General features: G+C 34.5%; 25 protein-coding genes and 1 tRNA gene. 14 read left to right on the top strand and 12 right to left on the bottom strand.

From position 1 onward, the window contains the following. The gene (locus IJ258_RS01990; RefSeq protein WP_292802186.1) at positions 1-1,350 is read right to left on the bottom strand and encodes a signal recognition particle protein Srp54; all 1,350 of its coding nucleotides are present in this window, start codon (positions 1,348-1,350) and stop codon (positions 1-3) included. 79 nt (positions 1,351-1,429) lie between these two features. On the opposite strand from IJ258_RS01990, the gene hpt reads away from it, so the two are divergent. After that, on the top strand, positions 1,430-1,999 hold the full coding sequence (gene hpt, locus IJ258_RS01985; protein ID WP_292802145.1) for a hypoxanthine/guanine phosphoribosyltransferase: 570 nt from the start codon (positions 1,430-1,432) through the stop codon (positions 1,997-1,999). A 1-nt stretch (position 2,000) separates the two neighbouring features. Then, complete coding sequence (gene dph2, locus IJ258_RS01980) at positions 2,001-3,005, top strand: diphthamide biosynthesis enzyme Dph2 (protein WP_292802143.1); 1,005 nt, start codon at positions 2,001-2,003, stop codon at positions 3,003-3,005. Positions 3,006-3,012: 7 nt separating this feature from the next. On the opposite strand, the gene IJ258_RS01975 is transcribed toward dph2, so the two are convergent. Beyond that, positions 3,013-3,198, bottom strand: a complete 186-nt coding sequence (locus IJ258_RS01975) for a hypothetical protein (protein ID WP_292802141.1) — start codon at positions 3,196-3,198, stop codon at positions 3,013-3,015. A gap of 13 nt (positions 3,199-3,211) precedes the next feature. Further along, positions 3,212-3,814, bottom strand: a complete 603-nt coding sequence (locus IJ258_RS01970) for a hypothetical protein (RefSeq protein WP_292802139.1) — start codon at positions 3,812-3,814, stop codon at positions 3,212-3,214. A gap of 267 nt (positions 3,815-4,081) precedes the next feature. On the opposite strand from IJ258_RS01970, the gene IJ258_RS01965 reads away from it, so the two are divergent. The 6 genes from IJ258_RS01965 to IJ258_RS01940 all read left to right on the top strand — a co-directional run bounded on the left by IJ258_RS01965 (position 4,082) and on the right by IJ258_RS01940 (position 6,860). Next, on the top strand, positions 4,082-4,651 hold the full coding sequence (locus tag IJ258_RS01965; protein ID WP_292802137.1) for an exosome complex RNA-binding protein Csl4: 570 nt from the start codon (positions 4,082-4,084) through the stop codon (positions 4,649-4,651). A gap of 14 nt (positions 4,652-4,665) precedes the next feature. Beyond that, complete coding sequence (locus IJ258_RS01960) at positions 4,666-4,944, top strand: DNA-directed RNA polymerase subunit L (RefSeq protein ID WP_292802135.1); 279 nt, start codon at positions 4,666-4,668, stop codon at positions 4,942-4,944. Positions 4,945-4,972: 28 nt separating this feature from the next. Next, positions 4,973-5,389, top strand: a complete 417-nt coding sequence (locus tag IJ258_RS01955; protein ID WP_292802133.1) for an NUDIX hydrolase — start codon at positions 4,973-4,975, stop codon at positions 5,387-5,389. An 85-nt stretch (positions 5,390-5,474) separates the two neighbouring features. Next, positions 5,475-5,783 carry a transcription factor S gene (locus IJ258_RS01950; RefSeq protein WP_292802131.1) on the top strand — a complete coding sequence of 103 codons (309 nt, stop codon included), beginning with the start codon at positions 5,475-5,477 and terminating at the stop codon, positions 5,781-5,783. Positions 5,784-5,795: 12 nt separating this feature from the next. Then, the gene (locus tag IJ258_RS01945; protein ID WP_292802129.1) at positions 5,796-6,773 is read left to right on the top strand and encodes a topoisomerase IV; all 978 of its coding nucleotides are present in this window, start codon (positions 5,796-5,798) and stop codon (positions 6,771-6,773) included. A 13-nt stretch (positions 6,774-6,786) separates the two neighbouring features. Next, positions 6,787-6,860 (top strand) — tRNA-Arg (locus IJ258_RS01940). Position 6,861: 1 nt separating this feature from the next. Here IJ258_RS01940 and IJ258_RS01935 read toward each other — a convergent pair. Further along, positions 6,862-8,691 carry a helicase C-terminal domain-containing protein gene (locus tag IJ258_RS01935; RefSeq protein WP_292802127.1) on the bottom strand — a complete coding sequence of 610 codons (1,830 nt, stop codon included), beginning with the start codon at positions 8,689-8,691 and terminating at the stop codon, positions 6,862-6,864. An 85-nt stretch (positions 8,692-8,776) separates the two neighbouring features. On the opposite strand from IJ258_RS01935, the gene cobI reads away from it, so the two are divergent. Beyond that, positions 8,777-9,481, top strand: coding sequence for a precorrin-2 C(20)-methyltransferase (cobI, locus tag IJ258_RS01930; protein WP_292802125.1), 705 nt, complete (start codon positions 8,777-8,779; stop codon positions 9,479-9,481). Here cobI and IJ258_RS01925 read toward each other — a convergent pair. Further along, the gene (locus IJ258_RS01925) at positions 9,478-10,248 is read right to left on the bottom strand and encodes a V4R domain-containing protein (protein WP_292802123.1); all 771 of its coding nucleotides are present in this window, start codon (positions 10,246-10,248) and stop codon (positions 9,478-9,480) included. The two genes, cobI and IJ258_RS01925, sit on opposite strands and share 4 nt — an antisense overlap. Before the next feature lie 209 nt (positions 10,249-10,457). Then, positions 10,458-11,207 carry a TatD family hydrolase gene (locus tag IJ258_RS01920; RefSeq protein ID WP_292802121.1) on the bottom strand — a complete coding sequence of 250 codons (750 nt, stop codon included), beginning with the start codon at positions 11,205-11,207 and terminating at the stop codon, positions 10,458-10,460. 99 nt (positions 11,208-11,306) lie between these two features. Between IJ258_RS01920 and IJ258_RS01915 the strand changes: the two genes are divergently transcribed. Then, positions 11,307-12,014 carry a tRNA threonylcarbamoyladenosine dehydratase gene (locus tag IJ258_RS01915; RefSeq protein ID WP_292802119.1) on the top strand — a complete coding sequence of 236 codons (708 nt, stop codon included), beginning with the start codon at positions 11,307-11,309 and terminating at the stop codon, positions 12,012-12,014. Between the two features lie 63 nt (positions 12,015-12,077). Beyond that, a complete protein-coding gene (locus tag IJ258_RS01910; protein ID WP_292802117.1) occupies positions 12,078-12,656 on the top strand; it encodes an HXXEE domain-containing protein in 579 nt (192 codons plus the stop codon). Positions 12,657-12,789: 133 nt separating this feature from the next. Here the strand turns inward: IJ258_RS01910 and IJ258_RS01905 are convergent, their stop codons facing one another. After that, positions 12,790-13,956, bottom strand: coding sequence for an ATP-binding protein (locus IJ258_RS01905; RefSeq protein WP_292802115.1), 1,167 nt, complete (start codon positions 13,954-13,956; stop codon positions 12,790-12,792). Between the two features lie 342 nt (positions 13,957-14,298). Here IJ258_RS01905 and IJ258_RS01900 point away from each other — a divergent pair, with 342 nt between their 5' ends. Beyond that, positions 14,299-15,525, top strand: a complete 1,227-nt coding sequence (locus IJ258_RS01900; RefSeq protein ID WP_292802113.1) for an FprA family A-type flavoprotein — start codon at positions 14,299-14,301, stop codon at positions 15,523-15,525. Positions 15,526-15,578: 53 nt separating this feature from the next. Here the strand turns inward: IJ258_RS01900 and IJ258_RS01895 are convergent, their stop codons facing one another. From IJ258_RS01895 to ileS, 4 genes are read right to left on the bottom strand one after another with little or no spacing between them, the layout of a single operon-like run. Further along, positions 15,579-16,709, bottom strand: coding sequence for a site-2 protease family protein (locus IJ258_RS01895; protein WP_292802111.1), 1,131 nt, complete (start codon positions 16,707-16,709; stop codon positions 15,579-15,581). A gap of 16 nt (positions 16,710-16,725) precedes the next feature. Next, a complete protein-coding gene (glp, locus tag IJ258_RS01890; RefSeq protein WP_292802109.1) occupies positions 16,726-17,943 on the bottom strand; it encodes a gephyrin-like molybdotransferase Glp in 1,218 nt (405 codons plus the stop codon). Positions 17,944-17,962: 19 nt separating this feature from the next. Then, positions 17,963-20,104, bottom strand: coding sequence for a phosphoribosylformylglycinamidine synthase subunit PurL (gene purL / locus IJ258_RS01885; RefSeq protein ID WP_292802107.1), 2,142 nt, complete (start codon positions 20,102-20,104; stop codon positions 17,963-17,965). A 10-nt stretch (positions 20,105-20,114) separates the two neighbouring features. Next, a complete protein-coding gene (gene ileS, locus IJ258_RS01880; protein ID WP_292802105.1) occupies positions 20,115-23,351 on the bottom strand; it encodes an isoleucine--tRNA ligase in 3,237 nt (1,078 codons plus the stop codon). 518 nt (positions 23,352-23,869) lie between these two features. Here ileS and IJ258_RS01875 point away from each other — a divergent pair. After that, positions 23,870-24,535 carry a DsbA family protein gene (locus tag IJ258_RS01875; protein ID WP_292802103.1) on the top strand — a complete coding sequence of 222 codons (666 nt, stop codon included), beginning with the start codon at positions 23,870-23,872 and terminating at the stop codon, positions 24,533-24,535. 106 nt (positions 24,536-24,641) lie between these two features. Then, positions 24,642-24,884: a DUF192 domain-containing protein gene (locus IJ258_RS01870; protein WP_292802101.1), complete on the top strand. Its 243-nt coding sequence runs from the start codon at positions 24,642-24,644 to the stop codon at positions 24,882-24,884. Here the strand turns inward: IJ258_RS01870 and IJ258_RS01865 are convergent. Continuing rightward, positions 24,870-25,562, bottom strand: a complete 693-nt coding sequence (locus tag IJ258_RS01865; RefSeq protein ID WP_292802099.1) for a dihydromethanopterin reductase (acceptor) — start codon at positions 25,560-25,562, stop codon at positions 24,870-24,872. The genes IJ258_RS01870 and IJ258_RS01865 overlap by 15 nt on opposite strands.

Here is a 25,562-nt window from a genome sequence, read left to right as displayed (position 1 = left end):
TTATCTTTGCATGAATTGTCCCATCATACGGTTCATGGCTCCCCCTCTCAGGCGTCCGCCACGTTTTCCTATTCCTTTCATGGTCTTTTTGGTGTTGTTGTAGTATTTCAATAGTTCCTTAACTTCACTTTCATCAACACCAGATCCTCTTGCGATTCTCTGAATTCTGGATTGTTTTATGATTTTAGGATTGAGCATCTCCTCTTCTGTCATTGAAGACATCATGATTTTATATGACTCCAATTTCTCTTCTGTCATTTTAGATGCCTCTTTTGAGATTTTGTTTCCCATACCCGGAATCATGTTGAGGACCTGCTGCATCGGACCCATGCTGTTCATCATCTCAAACTGGTTTTTCATATCCATCAATGTGAACTTACCTGTAAGCATGTTGTTCATGGTCTTTTCTGCAATATCCTCATCGATGTTTTCCTCTGCCTTTTCTATAAGGGATTTGATGTCTCCCATACCAAGCAGTCTGGAAATGAATCTTTCAGGGTCAAAGAGTTCAAAGTCATCCACTCTTTCCCCTGTACCGATGAATTTGATTGGAGCGCCAGTTTCAGCTACAGCAGACATTGCACCCCCACCTTTTGCTGAACCGTCAAGTTTTGTAATGATAATTGAACCAATGTCAGTTGCCTGTGAAAATGCCTTTGCCTGTTCACCTGCCTGCTGACCGATTGTACCGTCAATTACAAGAATAGCTTCATTAGGATTGATGATATTATCCAATTCATCCATCTCAGCAATCAAATCGGATTCTTCCTTGTGTCTTCCTGCAGTATCGAAAATTATGACCTTACGGTTTTTGAACTCCTTAAGACCTTTTTGGGCCAAATCAAGTGCATCCTTATTGTCAGGATCCCCATATAAAGGAACATCCATCTCTTCAGTCAGCTGCCTTAACTGTTCATATGCTGCCGGCCTCCATGTGTCTGTACATACAACAGCCGGGTTGAAACCTTTCTTTTGCAGGTATCTGCACAGCTTACCTATAGTGGTGGTTTTACCTGAACCCTGAAGACCGAGGAATAATATCTTATATGGTCTGTCGTTAATGTCAAGGCCTGCTGCTTCACTGCCTAAAAGGTTGACCATTTCTTCATAAATAATTGTTATAACATGTTCTCTTGGAGTAATACCTTTTGGAGGTTCCTCTTCAAGAGCACGTGATTCTATTTTTTTTGATAAATCTAAAACTAATTTAATATTAACGTCAGATTGAATTAATGCACGTTGTATGTCTTTTACAACTTCTTTTATTGTTTTTTTATCAATAACTGACATTCCTACTAATTTTTTCATAGTATTAGTAAGATTTTCTCCTAAATTTCCGAGCATATTAATCACATCTATTAGAAAAGTTAATTATTATATTAAGATATATTTATATTTATTAAGTTTTAATAATTTTCGTGTGAGTACTATGTTAGAAGAAGTAATCAAATCATTAGAAGAATCCCCAATTGTCAAAAAAGGAGATTACAACTATTTTGTAAATCCTATAAGTGATGGTGTTCCTGCAATGGACCCTATAATGCTTAGAGAACTGTCACTTGCAGTGCACAAGTATGCTGACTTGAACATTGATAAGATTGTAGCTGTGGAAGCAATGGGAATACACTTGGCAACTGCATTGTCCCTTGCAACAGACATTCCATTTGTCGTGATTCGTAAAAGACAATATGGCCTGCCAGGTGAAAAGGAAGTATATCAAAAAACCGGTTACGGCTCATCAAACCTTTATGTTAACGATTTGCATGAAGGTGAAAAGATTTTGCTCATTGACGATGTTGTAAGTACCGGAGGAACCCTAGTGGCATTGATTAAGACATTGCAGGATATGGGTTTGGATTTAAAATCCGTAGTGGCAATCATTGACAAAGGTCAGGGAAAGGAAATAGTTAAAAAAGAAACCGGAATCGATGTTTTATCTATTGTAAAATTAGATGTTATTGACGGCAAGGTAGTTATCGAAAGCACAATTGAAGATTAAAATGTCAATGTATGATATGGATTTAGACAAGGTAATTCGAAAAATCAACTCAATCGATGCAAAGACAGTTGGATTACAGTTTCCAGAAGGCCTAAAGGTTCAAGCCACAAAAATAGCTCGTGAAATAGAAGAGGAAACCGATGCAATTGTTATAATTTCAGGAGATCCATGTTTTGGAGCATGTGATGTCGGCGACTGGAAAATGAAAGGTTCAGTGGATTTAATTATTCATTACGGCCACACCCCGCTTCCTTTGAAATATGAAATCCCGACACTGTTCATTGAAGCATACTCAAAAATCGACATAAGAAAAGACCTTAAAAAAAGTTTGGAATACTTAAAGGAATACTCACGAATAGGACTTGTAACAACAACACAGCATTTGCATCTTTTAAGTGAAACAAAGGATTTTCTTGAAGACAACGGAAAAGAAGTGATTTTAGGCTCATCCCCATCAACCAGAAAGGGACAGGTTCTGGGATGCAATTTCTCATCAATCAAGGATTTGGAAGTGGATGTGATACTGTTCATAGGTAACGGAAATTTCCATCCGCTGGGAATAAAACTATTTTCAAACACCCCCGTACTTGCCTTGGATCCCTATAACTCTGAAATCAGAAACATGGAGGAGTTTGCAGACAGGATTTTAAGAATTCGTTTTGCAAGAATAACCAAAGCTCGCAGCGCTGAAAAATGGGGAATTCTGGTATCCTCAAAAGAGGGACAATACCGTATGGCACTGGCAAAAGAAACCAAAAAACTGCTTAAAGAACACGGAATGGAATCATACATCATACTGGTTGATAATGTGACTCCCGATGCATTGCTCCCATATATGGAATTGGATGCATTTGTCGTCAGTGCATGTCCAAGAATAGCTATTGATGATTCACAGATGTATAAAAAACCGCTTTTAACACCACAGGAATTAGAAATTGTTTTAAATAAGCGTGAATGGGAAAACTATCAACTGGATGAAATTTTGTTCCATGAAAGATATGGTTAGAAAAACTTTAATCTTTTCCAACCATATGTTTGGACTCTTTTTTAATTTCACATTCTGCATTATTCCTCAAAATTATTTGTTGCGTTTTATGCCTGCCACTTTTCGGAATAGGGATAGGGTCACTAATTTTTCTGGCTTCACATTGAATCCTATCGCCTTTAATTCTATCTCCTTTTTTAACATAGATTGTCATATTGCATCACCATCTAATATTTAACATCCAAATGAATGCCTTTTTCCTCCAGTTCATCTAGAATATCATCCACAGTGAAAAGCTCGAGCTGCAGGTCATATACTATGTCTGAAATATTTGGATTGTTATGGGTTCTGCAATATTCAATTATCTCATCGACCTGTTGAGACTTTGGAATTTCTCTAAAACTCATTTCCCTTTGAATTATTCCATTATTATAATTATTAAAGTATGCAGTTCGTGCCATAAGATTAATTGCACTGGTATTGCTTAATCTATCAAAGTTTTTATTTGAAATTTTGGGGAATAGTACAACAGTATTTTCAATATTTTCAATGAGGGGTTTAATGTCATGATAGATTTCGTTGAAATGATCCAACATGCCATTGAAAAACATTTCCTCATCAACATGAACATTAAGCAACAGTTTGGTTTCTGTTGTCCATCCTAATTTATCGCAAATCTCAATTGACAATTCATTATTAGGAAAATGTTTAATTAATTGCGGTTCCATTGCATTAATTATTTTTAATGTATTTTCATTTTCATTAATGAAATCATAGATTTCTTTTTCGGATGAAAGAAAATTATACTTACTATTAAGTTGATTTGACATTTTTAAACCTCCTATATTCTTATATTAATTTTAAAATTAAAGAATGGAGTTTATCCATTCAAAGTTTAAATAATATTATGAACTTCATTACTTTTAAAAGTATCTATATAAGTCTAAAACAATATTATAAGTTCATATCAATATTGTTTTAGGATAAAAAGAATTAAACATCGATTTAAATAAAAACAAAATAATAAATACTTTTAAATATAAACATGAATAAAGTTATTATATTAAAGAAATTTTTATATTTTTGGTGATTTTAATATGAGTGTGGAAGAAGAAAAAATAGTAATGCCTGGAGACAAATTGGGAATTATTGAGCAATACCTACCAGGAGAAGGTACTTATGATGATAATGGAGACATTAAATCAGCAGTACTAGGAAATGTTAAAATTAATCAAAAAATGAAGGTAATTTCTGTTGTGTCAGATGCAAAACCAGCTCTTTTGAAAGTTGGAGATGTTGTTTATGGTCAGATAACTGATATCAAACCTCAAAGGGCTAACGTTAAAATCGACTGTATGAAAGATAATGGAAGACCATTAGCTCTACCTTATATGGGAGCTATTCACATTTCACAAGCAAAAAAAGATTATTTAGAAAAATTATCTGATGCTTTTAGAATAGGAGACATCATTCAGGCAAAAGTAGTGAAAATTACCGGAGACAATGTTGATTTGGGAACTGTGGATGATGATTGTGGAGTCCTAAAGGCAATGTGTACCCGTTGTAGAGATTACATGCATACTACACAAAAAGAAAATGAACTTCAGTGTAATACTTGCAATAAAAAAGAAAGACGTAAAGTCTCTAAAAACTATGTTAATGATTAATTAAGGTTGATAAAATGGAAAATTTTGAAATTATTGAGGATAAAACTTTAGAACTCACTTTTGAAGTAAAAGATGAAAGTCACGGAGTTTGTAATGCTTTAAGACATATCTTAATGCAGGATCCTGATGTTGAATATGCTGTTTACAATATCGATCACCCTCTTACTGGAAAACCACAAATGACAATTAAAACCAAAAGAGGAAAAAGACCTAGAACTGTATTGAAAAAAGCAGCAGAAGAATTACAAAAAGAAAGTTCTAACTTTAAACAACTTATTGATGAAGCTTTATAGCTTCAATTTTTATTTTTATAGTGGTTAGATGGCAGATTATAAAATTCCCTCCCTAACAGCGGACATTTTTATTTTTGATAATGATTTTAATTTTATTTTAATCAAAAGAAAAAATGAACCATATAAAGATTGTTGGGCATTGCCCGGAGGGTTTGTTGAATACGGTGAAAGTGTAGAAACCGCAGCAGTTAGAGAAGCCAAAGAGGAAACAAGCATTGATGTTGAACTCATTGATTTGGTAAATGTTTACTCCAAACCGGATAGAGACCCAAGGGGACACACAGTTACTGTAGCATATACTGCTAAAGGAGATTTTACAAGTAAAAATGCCAATAGCGATGCTAAAGATATTGGTATCTTTTCACAGGATGATTTAAACAACCTTGAAATTGCTTTTGACCACAGAAAAATAATTAAAGATTGTATAAATAAAGCTAAAAAATGAATATTTAAGGTTAATATTTAAATAGCTTAAAAAAAAGATTATTTAATATTACATATAATTTAAAGATTAAATTGAGGGAGAGTAAATGGAATTTTGTCCTGAATGTGGGGCTATGATGCTTCCAAACAATGGCGTTTTAAAATGTAATAAATGCGGATACTCAAACGAGTTAAACGACAATGCACAATATGAAGTTTCAAAAGAGATTAATGCTGAAGAAACTGTAAAATATGTTGAAGATATAGATATGGGTGAAGGCGTAACTGAAATTTGTCCTAAATGTGGACATGATAAAGCTACTTACGAATTAAAGCAAACCCGTAGTGCTGATGAAGCACCTACCCGTTTTTTCACATGCAAAAAATGCAAACATAAATGGAGAGAATACGATTAAGAAGGTTTTTTCATGAAAGAATCTAAAGAAAAAGAGCATAGGATTTCTAATTTGAAAGACATGATAGACAATGTCAAAGACGAGAAAGAATCCATAAACTTTGAAGACATCGAAGAGGATTCTGAATTAATAAGCTATCTCAATGAAGACAATCTTAATTATGAAGAATTAGAAATCGATGATGAATTCATTTACCATCCCGGTGATGAAGACAAAAGTGCCATTACTTTAGAAGAAAACCCAATCGATGAAGAATTTATTATCAAAACTCCAAAAAGTGAAGATATAAACGAAAATGACGAATACGATGAATTCGAAGATGATTTTGTCGGAGAAATAAGTGAAAACTTCGATAATATCATCAATGCGAAAATTAGAGGAAAACCTATTCTAGCTATTGTCAGTTCAATACTTGGAATCATCCTCTTAATCATATCTGTTTTCATATTTGAATCACGTAGTGATAGAGTAATAGACAATGTTGTTGCCGGTGAAAGTAGCTTCATGTTTGTTATTTTCCTAATTGTAGGATTATTCTTATTATGTTATGGAATTTTCAAATTGTTCGATATTAAAAATCCGTTTGGAAATATTACAAGCAGAATTGACTCTATTGACAATGAAGATGAAGACAAAAAAGATGATGATAACACCAAAAAAGAAAAACCATCCCCGAAAGTTATACCAAAAAGTAAAATTCCCCTAGATAAAGAATCTTATAAAATAGGAGAATTTGATATTGAAGATTTAAAAACTTCTCTTAAAAAACCTACTACTTCTAGTAAAAAGCCTGTTGTTGAAGATATCGAAGATTTACCTCCGGCAAAAGAAAAGACTCCGAAAAATGACGAGTTAACTGCTGAAGAAATTGAAGATATCGAATACGAACAAGCAAAGCTTGAAAGTGAATCAATTGATGATATTTTCGCTGAAGTTGAAGACATCGAGGATATAGAAATCATTTCAATTGACTCTAAAGAAGAAAAATAATATTTCTAATGTGGGGCCTGTGGTCTAGTTAGGAATGACGTGGGACTTCGGATCCCAAGATCGAGGGTTCAAATCCCTCCAGGTCCGCTTATTTTTTCACCCTAACAACTGCCTCTTTAAAAAAGTCAGGAATCAGTGATCTATACATTGGACTTTTGAATAACATGTTAATATCACTGTCTATAATGTAAGTGTAGCAGGAATCATCTTCAGCCCTCATTCCACGACCATACGCCTGCATTAATGTCATTACTGTTTTATATGCATACCATTTCTTATCCCTTTTCATCCTCATATTGACCTGTTTGTCTCCGAGATATGGGAACGGTATTTTATAAATAACCTGGAATCTGCATTTATCATATGGCAAATCCACACCTTCACTCATTGATGGAGAAACCAATACTAAAGGATTTTCATCTTTCTCAAAGAAATTCAATACCTGTTCCCTGTTTTTTGAAGTGTGTGATACCAAACGGGAATTATAAAGGTTATTTGTAATGTATTGCTGACATTTATAGCTGTGAGTGTGTATCAAACCCTTGTCCCCTTCATGTTTTTTAAGAATCTCCTGCAGTATAGGGATTGTTTTCGGTGCAGTGTTTTTTATTCTGTTTGCAGACATTTTTCCTGCAAGATTAAGAATAATTGGTCTTTTTTCCTTGGTAAACGGACTGTCAACCTTAATGTGGTATACTTCATTCGGATTTAATCCCAACCATTTTGAAAACATTTTATGTGAAAGGATTGTTGCACTCATAAATATTACAACATCTCCATATTTTAACAGGTGGTTTTTAGCGTAATGATGGACTCTCAACGGTTTAAAACAAACGCTTGTTTCATCTGTGTCAATTACCCAATTTCTTGGTTCCTTTTCAAGATTATCCTTAAGAGTTTTAAGTCTGGCGATTGTTGATCTTATCCTGTCTGCTTTATTTTTACTTACATCTTTTAAGTCAATTTCCTCATAGGATTCCCTTATTGCATCGACTTCCATTACCCAATCTTCAAGTTCGCCGTCTTCAAGAATTGATTTTGACATTATTTTATTAATATCCTTTTCAAGAGTCCGGTTATATAATGTAACTTCCATAGTTGACATTAATTTGTTCTCGATATTGTGGGCTTCGTCTAAAATCAATAATGAACGTTTTCCAAAATGCTTTACATAATTTAACTCAACAATTGCATAATCATAGTTCATCAATGTAATTGGAGAGTTTACTGAATTGGCCTTCTGATTCCAGTAATGGCAATGCGCATCTGACTGGTAGAATACGGTTCCTCCAAATGAATCTTCAAATGCAAGTTCAGCATCCAATGTCGGATTTTTTGCAACTCCATAAGGGCAGAAAAATTTGGCTGATGTTGGAGTTGTTTTACAGTCCCCCATATCACATGTTGACTCAAGATTATCATGCAAGCATGCAAAATTGCTTCTTCCTTTAACCAGAGGAAAATCAAATTCATTAGAGTATTGCGCCTGCAGTTGCTTTGTCATTGTTAGAATATAAGCAGATTCATACATTTTAGCAAGAGTTGTAGCAATTGCTGATTTACCTGTACCTGTACCTGCCTCTAAAATAATATACTTGTAACCTTTTTTTATTGCATCATTTATATCCTGTATAATTTCCAATTGTCCCATTCTAGGTTGTTTGAAAGGAAAATTAACAATAATTTCATCATCTATATGAGGATAAATTTCTTTCAAATATGCTGCAGTTCCCTCATCTTGCTGATAATTCTCAACAGAATATACTTCAGGAATCTCATCATCCAAAATAGATGATTTTCTAGGCTTAGCAAAGCTAAATAAATTAGTAGGACCTTTTGGTCTTTCATTCTTGTATTTTCCACAAACACAATTACTTTTTAACATTCCACAATTTGGACAAAACATTGAATCTGACATCAAAAATATATTAGTAAAGTAGTACTATAAATAATTAGTAGACAAGTATTTTGCAAAATTGTATTTAAAATGTTAAAGTGATTATATGGCTGAAAAAGGAAAATTAATTGGAATTGGTGTAGGACCTGGAGATACTGAATTATTGACTTTAAAAGCTGCTCGAGTTTTAAAAACTGTTCCAGTAGTATTCTCACCAAAATCATCAAAAGAAAAAGAAAGTATCGCATTATCTATTGTTAAACCAATACTTGAAGAAAGAAAAGATTTTAAAAGATTAATGCTTGTAGAACCTATTTTTCCAATGATTGAAGATAAAAAAGAGCTTGAAAAGATATGGAATAGTGCTGCTGAGATGATTGCACAATACCTCGACAGTGGAAGGGATGTGGCATTTATCACCCTTGGAGACACTTCAATTTTCAGTACCTACTCCTATGTGCAGAAAAAATTAATTGACAGATATGAAATCGAAACAATTCCAGGAATTACCTCATTTACAGCTTGCGCAGCTGCAAGAAACAAGGCTCTTGTTGAGCAAAATGATATTTTGACTATTGTTCCTAAAATCGATGATAGATTAGATGATGTTTTAGAGTATAGTGATTCCGTTGTTCTTATGAAAGCTTCAAGAAATACAAGTGAGTTGGAATCAACTATTGAAGCTAAAAATAGAGAAAAAGAAATTTATTCTGTTCAAAATTGCACTCGTGAAAACGAAAAGATTATTGAAGGCTTTTCAACTGAAAAACCTTACTTGACAACTACCATCATACAGTTTAAGGATGATTAGTAATTTTTAATGTGTTGAGGTTCAATCTCAAACACACACTTTTCATCACCCATTGTGTAGCATTGGGTTTCTATTACACTTACCGGCAAATTAAAGAATTCTGTAAATAATCCTTCAAATATTCCGGTGTCTAAAAAGCATGCAGGTTTTCCTGTTCTTGGAAGAAGTTTGCATTCAAAACAATCATAAGTAGTTATCTTTATTATCTGACCTATTTTATATGTTAATTTGCCGAGCCCCTTTCTTTGCCAAAATTCAGCAATATTATCCATGAAAACATCCAAATCATCATCATAAATAGTATCAAATATGGATTTACCAATACTGTTTCCTGTTGATTGTAAAATAGGATCTATATTAACCCCTTCCTGGATAAGCATTGACTTTAATGTATGGAATAGTAATGTTGAGAATTCACCATCGTCCTTGATTATATTATTTATAATGTAGTCTGATTGTGTTTCTTCAATTTCTTTTGGTTCGGATATGTTTACTGATCCCAAGTATTTTGAGTTGATATAAAATATTTTTTTTCTGTTGTCTTTTGGATGTACTCTGTAAGAGATTATTCCATTTTCCCTTAAACTTTTCAAATGTACGGATACTGTTGATTTTGATTTACCAGTGTTACTAACAATTTCATCAAATTCCATTTCACTGTCCCTTAACATTTCAAGAATTGTTAACTTTACTGGACTTTTTACTACATTGACCCCGATGTTTTCGTTTAAATTTGAAAAAATCTGTATTGGCTTTTGTTCACTCATATAACCATCCCCCAATAGATATAATATTATTTAAAATTATTGCTTAATAAATGTAACTAAAAATTAAAAATTATAATATTGTTTAAAAATTTTTTTAAAATTTAAACAGTTGTAAAAATTAAAAAAGAAATAAATACGAACTGTTCGTTTAAAACAAAATAAATAGTTCAGATACAATATGACACATGTGAACACGGAAGGTTAAAACATTATATTTTAAATAATCTTTTAGCGTTTTGCGCAGTTATTTCTATTACCTCATCTTCACCCATGTCCAATTCTTGCGCCATTTTACTTGTTATATAATTCAAGTTGAGGGATGTATTTCTCTCACCCCTTTTCTCTTCTGGAGTCAAATATGGAGAATCTGTTTCAACAAGCATATGACCAATATCTATTTTTTTAACCAACATTTTTGTTTTTTTATTGTTTTTGTGGGTGATTGTACCCCCTATACCAATATAAAAACCTAATTTAATAAATTCCTGTGCCATTTCAACAGAACCCTGATAACTGTGCATGGATCCTACAGCATCATGTTTTTTCAATATGTCAAATGTGTCCTGCATCGATTTTCTGGAATGCACTATAACCGGCAAATCATGTTTTTCTGCAAGATTCAACATTTTTTCAAATAATTGTTTTTGTTTATCCCTGTTTTCCTTTGTATGGTAATAGTCAAGACCAATCTCACCTACTGCCACCACTTTATCGCTATCAAGTTGATTATCCAGAAGAAGAATATCTCCATCAGTTACCTCATCTGCAAATGAATACAAATATCCCAAAGCTGCATAAACATTATCATACTTGGATGACAGCTCCAATACTTCTTTATTGCTTAAAGGATTTGTGCCGTTCAATATTATACGTATATCATTTTTTGCAGCCTTTTTAATTATTTCCTCTGCATCTTCCATTTCACTTTTATAAATATGGCAATGAGTATCTATTATCATGAATATCTAAAAATCTCCATTTGCATTAAGTTTTTATTGTATTGACATCAATTATTATATAATTAATTTAAATTAAATTATATTTTTTGGTGAGTGTAAATGGAAGAAAAATTTTCAAGAACAGAAATGTTAATTGGAAATGAGGGAATGAAAAAATTAAAAGAAGCGAAAGTTGCCATTTTTGGTCTTGGAGGCGTAGGCTCATTTGTTTGTGAAGGACTCGCCAGAAGCGGAATAGGAAATTTCATTTTAGTTGATTTTGACAAGGTGGATGAAAGCAACATCAACAGACAACTGATTGCAACAACAAAAACAATAGGCGAGTATAAGGTTGATTTGATGAGGCAGAGAATCCTAGATATCAACCCTGATGCGAATGTTGATGTCCATAGGGAATTTTACACAGCTGATTCAGAAATTGATATCATCACAAAAGACTTGTCATATGCCGTTGACTGTGTAGACACAATAATGGCAAAGATTGCTATCATATGCAAATGTGATGAACTTGACATTCCAGTTATCTCCGCAATGGGAGCAGGAAACAAGCTGGACCCTACAATGTTTGAAGTGGCTGACATTTATGAAACCTCAGTATGTCCGCTTGCCAGAATAATGAAAAAGGATTTAAAAAAGAGAAATATAGAAAAATTGAAAGTTGTCTATTCAAAAGAACACGCAATAAACACACACGACCATGAGATTAACAAAAATAATAAAAAATTTAAAGTTAAAGGCAGCGTTTCTTTTGTACCCTCTGTTGCAGGACTGATAATTGCAGGTGAAGTAATAAAGGACATTAGCTGAGAAATTAAACAAAACCACCTATAAATTTTAATATTACGGTTCAGAATAGTTATTGGTGTTTCAATGAGAGAATATAATTTGGAAATTCTTACTTTCATCATGTTTGGAATGGTGACATTTTCAGCGTTGTTTTATAATAGTTTGAATTTGGTTCAAAAGACCATGTTAGTTTATATGTTTCTTTTCACCCTTCATGAATGGGAAGAAACACGCTTGCCGGGAGGATTTGCAAAATTAATGTTAAAATTCTTCAAGCTCAAAGCAACTCCAACTCAGATACATGCTGCACATATTCCAGTTACTGTTTTATTAATCATAATTACATTTGTACCTTTTTTTACACAATATACTTTGTTAACGTTAGTTCCTGTTTACTTGGGATTATTTGAAACATTTATACATATAATAGGCATTAAACTTCACAAAATGGAAAAGCCTTACACTCCCGGTTTAATCACTGCATTGTGTCTTGGACTAACATCAATAATTGCAATGATAAACTTTTCCAGCAATCATCTCCTTCAAAGCTGGGATTATGTATGGGGACTACTAATAATGTTTATATGCTTCGGTGCAATGCAAAGAACAGTCATTGCAATCTATGGCTTAGGATACAAAGATTTAATTGATAATTTAAAATAAATGAAAAATTAATAATTTAGCATAACATTAGATAGCAATTCACAAAAAATGTTCATATAAAATGTATGATATTGTTCGCATACTTTCACTCAAACTCAGGTAAGAAGTTTAATTTTTAATATTTATTACTGATTCAGTAATTGTTAATTAAACCTGTTTCCTGATTTATCTTTAAGTTTTGCAAGTATAATTTGAAAAGATTGTTTTTTAATTTGTATTTACCTCTTGACGGTTTGATTATCATATTTTTGTTAACTAAATTTTTTAGCAATGCTGAAGGTTCTGATTTTAAATTAGCATTCTCTTTAATATATGAATAAGATAAAACTGTTTCATCATTTTCAGCCATCAAACACAGTATTTTTCTCTCTTCCGTAGTAGATTTACTGAATAATGCTTTAAATTCACGTTGAGCTAAAATGTTTAGGGAATACATAGAGGCCTTTTTAAACTCAACCATAGTTACTTCATCATTTTCGTTAGTTTCTTCAAAACAACTGTAGGCAAGTATTTGCATATAATATGGAATCCCGTTAGACAATTCATATATTGCCTTTAAGACATCCTCTTCAAATGTCACATTTTGTTTTTTAATCGGAATGTTAATTGCATCATATACTTCCCCATAAGATAATGGTCCAATCAAATAAGGTTCAAATATCCTTACTGCTGAGTCAAGTTTATCTTGTATTTTATTGAAAATGTCTTCTGATCCTGTAGCTACAAACATTATGTTTTTTCCTTTTAGATTTAATTCTACAAGAGCATTTTGCAATATGCTTAATATTTTCATTGTTTCATCATTGCCCATAATCCTTTGAAGGTCATCAAACAATAGAATTAAGACAGGATTGTCAGAACCCAACTCATCATAAATCACGTTTAAAATTTTTTCAAAAGCAACAGCAGGACTGGTTTTAGGAATTTCACGTGATACTGATACTCCTCCGATGAAGGGTATATTAATACCTAGTGAACTTATTTTCTCCCAAAAATGTCCAATATTAATATTTAATGTATCGGAACATTTTTCTATTATTAATGAGTAAATATCTTCAAAATTTCCTTCCATTAATGGAATTCTAACTGAATATACCTCACCAATATTGGTTATTTCCTCTTGAAATTTTAATAGTAAAGATGTTTTTCCAATGCCTTTTGGTCCATATAATATTAAATGGCCTGGAACTCCCATTTTAGTTGAGTTATATATTTTTTTAAGTTCATTTAATTCATTTTCACGGCCAGTAAAATATGATGGCAAGATTCCTGTTCGTTTTCTGAAAGGATTATGTTTCATAGCTATAACCTCCAACAAGACATTTCATAAAAAACATAAAAAAAATTTATGTTTCTTATGTTTCTTATGTTTTCAAAAGTATTTAAAAATTTTCATAAAAAACATAAAAAAAATTTATGTTTCTTATGTTTCTTATGTTTTCAAGAATCTAAAAATTTCCATGAAACACATAAAATAATTCTGATACTTATCAATTTTACACCTGTAAATTTATTTTATATAAAAAACCTTAAAAGAATACAAACTGTTCGTATAAAACAAAACTATATATAATAAAAATAGCATAGATAACCATAATCTATAGTTTTATGGATTGTCAATTTATAATATGGAGATTTAAAAATGAAAGCTAATGCACAAAAAATAGCTGATGGAGTATACTGGATTGGTGTACTCGATTGGGATTTAAGAACCTATCACGGTTACACATTAGACGGAACCACATACAATGCATACCTTGTATTTGGTGAAGACAAAGTAGCATTAATCGATAATGCATACCCTGGAAAAACCAAAGAAATGATGGCACGTATCGATGATGCATTCGCACAAGAAGGTAAAGAAGTTAAAGTGGACTACATCATCCAAAACCACGTGGAAAAAGACCACTCCGGAGTATTAGTGGACTTACACAAAAGATTCCCTGAAGCACCAATTTACTGTACTGAAATCGCAGTAAAAGGTTTATTAAAACACTACCCTGCACTTGAAGGAGCAGAATTCATAACTGTAGGAACTGGTGACAGCTTAGATGTTGGCGGAAGAACTTTAGCATTTTTAGATGCATTCTTATTACACTGGCCTGACAGCATGTTCACATTACTTGCTGATGAAACTGGTATTTTATTCCCTAACGACGCATTCGGTCAACACTTATGTTTCACCCAAAGATTCTCTGATGAAATCCCAGAATATGTTTTAATGGATGCAGCACAAAAATTCTATGCAAACCTAATCACACCACTTTCAAAATTAGTTCTCAAAAAATTAAACGAAGTTGTTGAATTAGGTTTACTCGAACAAATCAAAATGATTGCACCATCCCACGGTCAAATCTGGACCGACCCAATGCAAATTATCGGAGCTTACCAAAACTGGGCTACCGGTGTATGTGAAGACAAAATCACAATCATCTACGATACCATGCACTACTCAACCCAACAAATGGCTCATGAAATTGCAGAAGGTGCAATGTCTGAAGGATATGATGTTGAAATCTTCTTCTTGCACGAAGATGAAAGGTCCGAAATCGTCAAAAGTATCCTAACCAGTAAAGGAGTAGCAATTGGTGATCCAACAATCAACGATGTACCATACCCAAGTATCGGAGACATCATGTACTACTTAAAAGGTTTACTCTTCAACAGAACAGGTATTGAAAGAAAAGCAGTTACCTTCGGTTCTATGGGTGGAAGAGGAGGAGCTCCTGCAAAACTCGCTGAAGAATTAGGAAACTGTGGATTCGATATTGTAGACACTCAAGAAATCTACTTTGTACCTACAGCTGAAGAAGATGATGCAAGCTACGAGTTAGGTAAAAAATTAGCTCAAGCTTGTAAAGAATTATAATTAGAAAGAATTTGATTATTCTTTCTTTTTTTTACTTTTTTTAATGATTCAAACTAAAGAAAACCTGCAACCAGACTGAACACTATAACCATTGCTAAAACTACTGATAATGCATTTACAATTGGTCTGTAATGCTCTTCGGATAATTTATAGCTGAGCAATATCTCAAGCATGTATCCTCCATCCAAAGGCTTGATTGGAAGCAGATTGAACAGTCCTATTCCCAGATTAAGCATTGCAACCCATTGGAACAGCTCAACAAGCTCAAATAATACCCATGGAATCGGACCTAAACTATTGTCTATAAGCTCGAAATGCTTGTTTGCCTGTATTCCGAAAAATCCAACTGATTCGTTATTTGGATTTTTGCCCAAAGTAACATCATATGTTCCATGATTTGTCTGAACCTCCACCTTATCTCCGGGAGAGAATGAACTTACAATATCTACATAAGATTGAGAATCATTAATCTTTTGATTGTTTATTTCTTCAAGAACCATTCCATCCTTCAGTATTCCATCGGAAGGTGAATCCGAAACGACTCTTGCAATTTCAATGCCGTCTTCTGCAAAATAATGTGGAATTCCAAAAGAAACGAGTGACAGCAAAATCAGAGCTATTAGAGCAAGTGAAACATTAGCTATTGATCCTGCTGCATAAACCCTTAGTTTTGATGAGTTTTTAGCTTTTTTTAATTTTTCCTCATCAGGTTCAACGAATGCTCCCGGAATAATTGCAAAAAGCAAAAGCCCAATTGACTTAATCGGTATATTTTCACCGATTGACTGAACACCATGTGAGAACTCATGGACAACCAGTACTGTTGCAAGTGAAATCAGTCCATAACCCAATGGGACATATATTGGAGAGCCCGGAACGTCAACGCCCGGAATGACTATAGAAACTGATGGAGTTTCAAAAACAGATGGCAAGGTAGATATTATCGTATAAGTGATGAATATCATAGCTCCAAATGCCACTATGACTCCAACATTCATAAACCAACGCCAGAATTTTGGTGAAAGGTTGTTGATTCTGGATATCAGTCCCCTCAGACGCTGGGTTTTCCACATTATAACTGGAAATTCAAGTTCCACACCATGAGCGGATAACTTTTCATGAAATATTGCAACCAATACCCAGATGATAACAAAAGCTATCAAATAATAATAAATTCCATTCATTAAAATGACACTTCCTCTACCAAAGTAGTGAATCAAAGAATACTACATCAACTATATCATCCTTTTGATATCCTTCATCGTTTTCGTCAATTATGATATAGCTGTTCGCTTCAACCATTGAGCGAATAATGCCAGAACCCCTGTTCAAGACATGCTTTGCATGCTCGTCATCAGACACCGCACGTATGAAATCAGTCCTTCCAAGCTGTGAAGGTATTTTAAGCTGGGAGATTCTTTTAACAACATGATAAGTGAATGACCTGCCCTGCATTTCAAACAAATATTTCCTTGCAAACATGTCAAACTGAGACATTGCCGCAACAGGCTGACCTGAAAAAGTGAAAATCATCTTATTATTGACAATACCTGCACCGGCAGGCTTTCCCGGCCTTATTGCAACACCATGGAATAATATCTCACCGATATCATCAACAACATCAAGCACAACATCACCTTTACTGATGGCAGTGCCTCCAGTTGTCATTATGACATCATAATCCACACTAGCATCTAAAACAGCTTGTTTAACCTCATCAAAGCTATCGCCAGCATGACCAATATCGCAAATTGCACCTGAATCCTCAACCATTGCCTTGATTGTGAATTGATTTGAATTGATGATTTTAGCCTTATCGATTTCATCCTTGGTAGGCTCTACCAATTCATTTCCTGTTATGATGATTTTAACCCTAGGCTTTTTATAGACTTTAACCTTATCGTATCCGGCTGAAGCTATCAAGCCCAATTCCTGATATCTGATGAATGTATTTTTATCCAGAATTTTTTGGCCTTTCTTGATATCCTCAGATTTGGGAGAAACGTTTTCACCAGGAGTTACCTGAGAATAAATTGTCAAATCATCCCCATCAGTTGTTGTGTATTCTTTCATCAAAACTGCATTTGCCCCATCAGGAATAGGAGCTCCTGTAGCAATTACAATAGCCTCATTTTCACCTACCTTTTTGGATGAAAAGTCTCCCGCACCAATAGCATCAATTATTTTTAATTCCTTAGGTGCGGAATTCGATGCGCCAAAAGTATCCTCTGCAATCAATGCAAAACCATCCATCGCTGATTTATCAAAAGGCGGTGAGTCATGAAATGCCATAATATCCTCAGCCAAAACCCTTTTGTGAGCATCCCAAATGGAAATTTCTTCAACATCTGTGGTTTTTTGATTGTCGCTGATTAGATTTCTAGCATTTGATAATGAATCTAGTTTTGATAAAAACATTTAACTCCCCCAAGTCATTTTAAGCCATGTATTTTTCAATAACACCATGGTATGCATCATTCAAATCTTCATAACTAAATTCATGATCATTTACATTCAATGAAGTACCTTTTACTTCACCGATAACTTCACATGGAACATCAATTTGTGCTAAAACATCGTCCAATGCATCAGCTTTTACTGTAAGTAAATATCTTGCATGGCTTTCTGAATATAACAATTGGATTTTATCCAGATTATCATCTTTCAAGTTTACGTCACATCCTAAACCTGATTTGATAACCATTTCGGACAGTGCAACTGCAAGACCTCCTGCTGATACGTCGTGGACTGCTGTGATGTTTTTATCCTTATCGTTGGAGATTAAATCAAGAACTGTTTGACCGTTGGCAACTTCCTCATCTATTCTGATTCTTGGAGCAGTTCCTTTTTCAAGGTTATGGATTGTTCTGTGGTATTCAGAACCTGTAAGTTCATCATAGGTTTTACCTATTAAAATGATTTTATCCCCTTCGTTTTTGAAGTCCATTGTTCTTATGTTTTCAATATCTTCAACACCGATGACACCAACAGCAGGTGTAGGATTGATTTTAATTCCTTCTGTTTCGTTATAGAAACTAACATTACCACTTATTACAGGTGCATTAAAGTTTTCCGCAACAAGACTCATTCCTTCAATTGCTGTTTTGAATTGCCATAGGATTTCAGGGGTTTCAGGGTTTCCGAAGTTAAGACAGTCAACTACCGCATAAGGGGTTGCTCCCATTGAAATTACATTACGGATTGCTTCTGCAACACATCCTGCAGCTCCATCGAATGGAGAGAGTTTAGTGTGAATTGTGTTTGAATCGGTTGTGAGTGCAACAGCTGTGTTTTCATCGATTCTAAGCACTGCTGCATCATCACCAGGTTTTACAACAGTCCTGACCTGAACTTCATGGTCATATTGTTTGTACACCCATTCCTTTGAAGCAATATTCGGACTGGACAATAATTTTGGCAAGGATTCATAAACACCAGGTTCCTTAAGCTCAATTTTTTCAGTATCTTCAGGTATCTCTTTTACCGGCCTTTCGATTGAAGGAGGATCTGCAAGTAAGATAGTTGGCAAGTTGGCAATTTCCTCGCCTTCATCTGAAATAATCATGTTGTTTCCTTCACGGACTTCCCCTATGACTGCAGATACGATTTCATGCTTGTCACAGATTTCCTGAGCCAGTTTGACATCATCAGGATTAAGAACAAATACCATTCTTTCCTGTGACTCTGAAAGCATTATTTCATATGGAGTCATTCCGGTTTCCCTTAATGGGATTGAGCGCAAGTCAACGAATGCCGCATTGTTTGACTCATCCACAAGTTCTGAAATACAGCATGTGAGACCTCCTCCACCGAGGTCCTTTACACCGCTTACATTGATTTTTTCAAGTATTTCGAGAGATGCTTCAAGCACTCTTTTTTTGGTGAACGGATCTGCCACCTGTACAGCAGGTCTGTCTTCGGTTTCTGAATCCGATGTCAGCTCTTCTGATGCAAATGTAACACCGTGAATTCCGTCACGACCTGTTGTTCCACCCATAAGTAGGAATACATCACCGACATATGGTGCCTGTCCACGTACGATTTTATCCTTTTCAACAAGCCCTACGCACATTACATTTACAAGAGGGTTTGTTCTGAATGATTCATCAAACTCTATTTCACCTGCCACTGTTGGAACCCCTACACGGTTACCGTAATCGGAGATTCCTTTTACGACATGCTCAAAGAGGTATCTTGATTTTTGGTCATTTTCAAGTGGTCCGAATCTGAGTGAATCGAGAAGTGCTATAGGCATTGCTCCCATTGAGATAATATCCCTTAGAATTCCACCAATACCTGTTCCTGCTCCACCGTACGGTTCGATAGCTGATGGGTGGTTGTGTGATTCCATTCCAACTGCTAATGCATATTTATCAGTTACACTTACAAGTCCCGCATCGTCACCCGGACCTAAAATAATGTTTTCCCCTTCAGTAGGAAAAGCTCCTAGAAATCTTCTGCTGCTTTTGTATGAGCAATGTTCTGAAAACATTACATCAAGCATTCCTTCTTCCAGTTCGTTCATTTTCCTACCGAGGATTCCTTCAATATATTCCATTTCAGAATCTGTTAAAGTCATTTTAACACCCTTAATTTTTAATTGAGATTATTACTTTTTCTCCTTCGATATCCCATTCTTTGGTATAATCTTTAGAATCTTTACTGCATTCTTCTGCATCAGTTATGATTAGGCTGTTTGCCCTTACTTCATGAGAAATCATTTCTGATTGCGGTACGATTAAGTCCTTGAATTCGGATGAAGTTTCAACATCAACATTGATGTTTGCTTCCACATCAAGGTCCATGTCTTTTCTCATGTCCTGAATTCTTCTTATGAGTTCACGTGCCATTGCCTCCTGTCTGATTTCAAGAGTAATGTTAGTATTTACAAATACATTACCGCCTTCAAATTCTGATGATACAAAGTCATCAGGCAATTCTGAGTCAAACAATACCTCTTCAGAGTTCAATTCAATTCCTTCAATTGTTACAGTACCGTTTGCTTCAAGTTCTGCTTTAATTTGATTACCATCTGCTGTCTTTAATCCTTTTACGACTTTACCCATGTCTCCTTTAAGTTTTGGACCAAGTATTTTGAGATTAGGTTTTGCATTGTATGAGAGTTTTTCAAATTCACTTGCACCCAATACTTCTTTTGTGTTTGATTGGTCTTTGATAATGTCTGTTAACTCTTCAATTGCATTGAGAACATTTTCATCTTCAGACACTACTGTGATGTCTGATACAGGCCATCTGAGCTTGTACTGTGCCATATCTCTTGCCCTTATTGATGCTTCAATCACTTCACGTGCCACATCCATTTTTGCTTCAAGTTCTGTGTTGATTGCATCCTCATCATATTCCCAGTCAAGCATATGAATACTTTCAGGCGCTTCAGGGTTCACTCCTTTTACAAGGTTTTCATAGATTTCCTCTGATACATGAGGTGCTATCGGACATAACACCTGGATTAGTTTGACAAGCGCAGTGTATAGACTGTAGTATGCACCCAGTTTATCCGGATCGTCACTTTCAACCCATGTTCTTCCACGGATGAGCCTTACATACCAGCGGCTCAGGTCTTCAAGTATGAAATTGTTGATTTTACGTGTTGCCTTATGGAAGAATAAGTTATCAAGGTCTTCAGCAACCTCTTTAATTAAGCTGTTGGCTTTGGAAATAATCCATTTGTCTTCAGAGCGTAAAATAATATCATCTTCACTTAAACCTATTGGATTGAAGTTGTCAAGTGACATATAAGTTGTTGAAAATACATATACATTCCATAGAATGTTGAACATCTTGTTGATGTTTAAAAGTTCTTCCCATACAAATTTAAGGTCATCCCATGGTTTTGAAGCCCATAAGAGGTAGAATCTGAGTACATCAGCTCCGTATTTTTCAATAACTTCTTCTGGAGCTACAACGTTTCCTAGGGATTTTGACATTTTGTTTCCATGCTCGTCTAGAACGAATCCGTGCATCAATACTTTCTTGTATGGACTTTGACCCATTGCAATTACTCCTGTACCTAATTGTGAGTAGAACCATCCTCTTGTTTGGTCATGACCTTCTGTGATGAAGTCATAAGGGAACCAGTCTTCGAATTTTTCCTTTTCTTCAGGATAGTATAGGGATGCCCATCCCGCTACACCGGAATCAATCCATACGTCAAGTACGTCGGGAATCCTTTTTATAGATTTTCCACAAGAGTCACATTTAACTTCCACTTCATCTACATATGGTCTGTGGATTAATTCTGCATCAGTTACATTGATTTCATTTAAGGATTCTTCTTTTAGTTCATTTAAGGAGCCTATTACCTTTAGCTCGCCACAGTCAGGACATTCCCAAATTGGTATTGGTATACCCCAGTATCTTTGTCTTGAGATTGTCCAGTCACGTGCATTGTCCACCCAGTCATGGAATCTTCCTTCTCCAGCCCATTTAGGTACCCATTCGACTTTTTCGATTTCATCAAGCATTTTCTGTTTGATTTCAGTTACTTTCAAAAACCACTGTTTTGTTGCACGATAGATGATAGGGGTTTTACATCTCCAACATACACCATATCTGTGTTCAATGGTTTCTGCTCTGTACATCAAGTTTTTAGCTTCCAAATCATCAATAATTTGTTGATTTTCTTCTTTTGTGAATTTGCCAGTGTATTTTCCTGCATCTTCAGTAAAGCATCCGTCTTCACCTACAGGGCAGAATATTGGAAGTCCGTTAGCTTTTCCCACTTCAAAGTCGTCAGGACCGTGTCCTGGTGCTGTATGTACCAAACCAGTACCTTCACCAAGCTCAACATGGTCTCCCGGAAGGATTGTGTGTACCTTTTCGATTTGTGAGTCGAATTCCATCTGTTTTGGAATTTCATCTGCTAAAATGTAATCATAAGCCTGACCGATTAGTTCCTCACCTTTTACGGTCTTGATGATTTCATACATCACTTCTTTTTCTTCGATGATTTTGTCTTCTTCATCTTCTGATTCTGCAGGGATTTTTGTTCTGTGGATTTTGACTTGTTTTCCTAAAACATCTTCCATCAGGTTTTCTGCTAGAATGTAGGTTTCACCGTCTTTTGAAACGTAAACATAATCGAATTCCGGGTTTGCACAGATTGCAAGGTTTGCAGGTAATGTCCATGGAGTGGTTGTCCATACAAGGAAGTAAGTGTTTTCTTCACCTTTGACCGGGAATTTGATATAAATGGATGGGTCGACTTTTTCTTCATATTCAATTTCAGCTGCTGCAAGTGCTGTTCCACAGTGAGGACACCAGCTGATTACTCTTTGGTCGTTTACAAGCAGGTCCTGTTCGTTTGCTCTTTTAAGCATCCACCATGATGATTCCATATACTTTGGATCAAGTGTCATGTATGGGTCATCCCAGTCCATCCAGACACCTATCTGATCGAATTCATTTTCCATTGCAATCTTGTTTTCAATTGCAAATTCACGGCATTTGTCGACAAACTTGTCTATTCCGATTTCTTCGATTTCCTGTTTGGATTGAATTCCCATCAGGTGCTCTACCTTGTTTTCAATTGGAAGACCGTGCATATCCCATCCTGCCTGTCTTCTTAAGCTGAATCCGTTCATGGATTTGTATCTCAAGTAGGAATCCTTGATGATTTTATTCCAGGCTGTTCCCAAATGTATTTTACCGCTACAGTATGGTGGTCCATCTAAAAATGAATATTTTGGGCCTTTTTCTCTAAGTTCATTTACCTTTTTAAAGGTTTCTTCCTGTTTCCAGAATTTTTGAACCTTTTTTTCTATCTTTTCATGATCATATGATTTATCTGCCTCTTTTATTGGCATTTTTTAACTCCTCGTAACTAATGCATTTTGATGAAGTGTGCGATTTAAATATTGACTAATATTTTCCATTTTATCAACACACTTATCAATTAATTTACAATATGTATCTTTTTGTTTCAAATAATAAATAAAGGTTATTGAATAGGCAAAATTTTAAAAATAGAAATTGTTTTATGTGCAATTTAAATAAAATAAGACCTTATTATTTTGATATTTTATGAAATACTTTTTATTATTTTAAATGCAATATGCATTAAATAAATGATAGTGAGAATTAGAGTTTGATTAAAAGAAGTAGCTGTATATGAAATTAAAAGAATATGAATATTTATATTACAAAAAACTCCGATAACCAGACACCAGATATAATGTTAAACTACTTTAACAATGATATCAATACATTAACTTATGGGATTTTTTAGAAAATACAACACAATAATAAGATCAATAGATAATATAAACAAACTCTATAAATTATCCAAAAAGAAAAGAGCCGAATCCAAAAAAGAGGATAAAAAATGAAAATAACCTTTTGGAGCGATTTCAACTGTCCAAACTCATATATAGGATTAAACCGTTTGAAAAAAGCTATTGATGAGACAAATGTTGATGTTAAATGGGAGATGAAGCCCTTTGAGCTTTACCCAACACTATTTGACACCGCAACCGGTTCAATAATTACACAAAATGTGATTAAATACGGTTTGACACCAGAAATTGCTGGTCAAAAAGTTGATGAAACAGAAAAAATCGCTCTAAAAGATGGTATTCAAATGAACTACCACGACATCAAGCTAACATCCTCAAGAAATGCCCACAGATTAGTGAAATATGTTCAAAACAGACATGGTGAAGTTGGCATTGAAGTTGTCTTTAGAATATATGAGGCAAATTTCATTGAAAATAAAATCATAGCCGACATTAATGTGCTGGTCGAAATTGCATCTGATTTGGGGTTGGATGAGAATGAAATAAGAAGCATGCTTGAAGGCGATTCATATGACTTTGAAGTTCAGATTGACGAAGAGGATGCCATAGTCATGGGAGTCGAATCGATACCTCTTTATTTTTTAGACACATCACAGGAACAGCTGATTATCCCCGGCGCATTCGAAAAGGAAGACTTCAGAATAGCGATTAAAGACCTGATGAATGGTGAAATCACATCAAAATCATATATTTAAGTCAATATTGCTTTAAACTTGTTAAAAACTTAAATAGATTAAAATCAGATATTAATTCATGAAATTAATATATGCAAATACTTTTTTTAAACGTTTCAAAGGTTTGATGGGAAAAAAAGACTTTGAAAATATGATGCTTTTTACAAACCTGAAGGACTCATCGGTCCATACCATGTTCATGAAATTTGAAATTGATGTCTATTTTATAAATGAGAACAAAATTATTTTTGATAAGATTAGTTTAAAACCCTGGAGGTTTTACAAGCCTGAAAAAAAAGCCAAATATATTTTAGAAACAAAAAAAGATAGGTTAAAATTAAAAATAGGAGATAAATTAGATTTGATCTAAAATATCTTCGGGGTTTTCAAAGATTTTAATATCATCAATACTTTCCAACTTGCGAGTGTTTTCAATATCAATGTCTCTCATGTAGATTGTTATGATTTTACCTTCTGAAATTGCATCATTTGGGCATGAATTTCGACACAATCCGCAGCCAATACATTTTGTTAAATCTATTTCAGTGTGAGGAATAATTGCACCCTGTTCACATACTAGCGCAGCTACACAGTCATCGCAGTTTTCACATTTGGACAACTCCATTTTTGATGGAAGTACAGTGTCAATTGGTCCCGGATGAATGTCTACCGGTACCATATAAACGGGAACTGCACCTTTTCCAGCCTGTGCCACCGCATTTGTAACGAGTGTGTCTGCTATTCCATAGACTATTTTTGAAACTGTATTTGCTGTAGCCGGTGAAACTATTAATAGGTCGTACTTACCAAGTGATAAGCGACCTGTTATTGGATATGAGAATTTTTGTGTGGAATCAGTTGCAAGCTCTCGGTATTTTCCACCAGTGATTTCAACAACGCTTTCATAAAGTCCATACATTTTAAGGACTTCTTCCGCTGCTCCTGATAGAAATACTGTCACTTCATGATTTTTTGACAATTCACGAGCGACTTTAACTGATTCACGGAGTAAATGACCAGCTCCAGTAAATGCAAAGGCTATTCTCAT

This window comes from Methanobrevibacter sp. (genome assembly GCF_017468685.1).
Taxonomy (GTDB): Archaea; Methanobacteriota; Methanobacteria; order Methanobacteriales; family Methanobacteriaceae; genus Methanocatella.
Note: the sequence above shows the minus strand (reverse complement) of the source record. Positions and strands in the feature narration are given on the sequence as shown.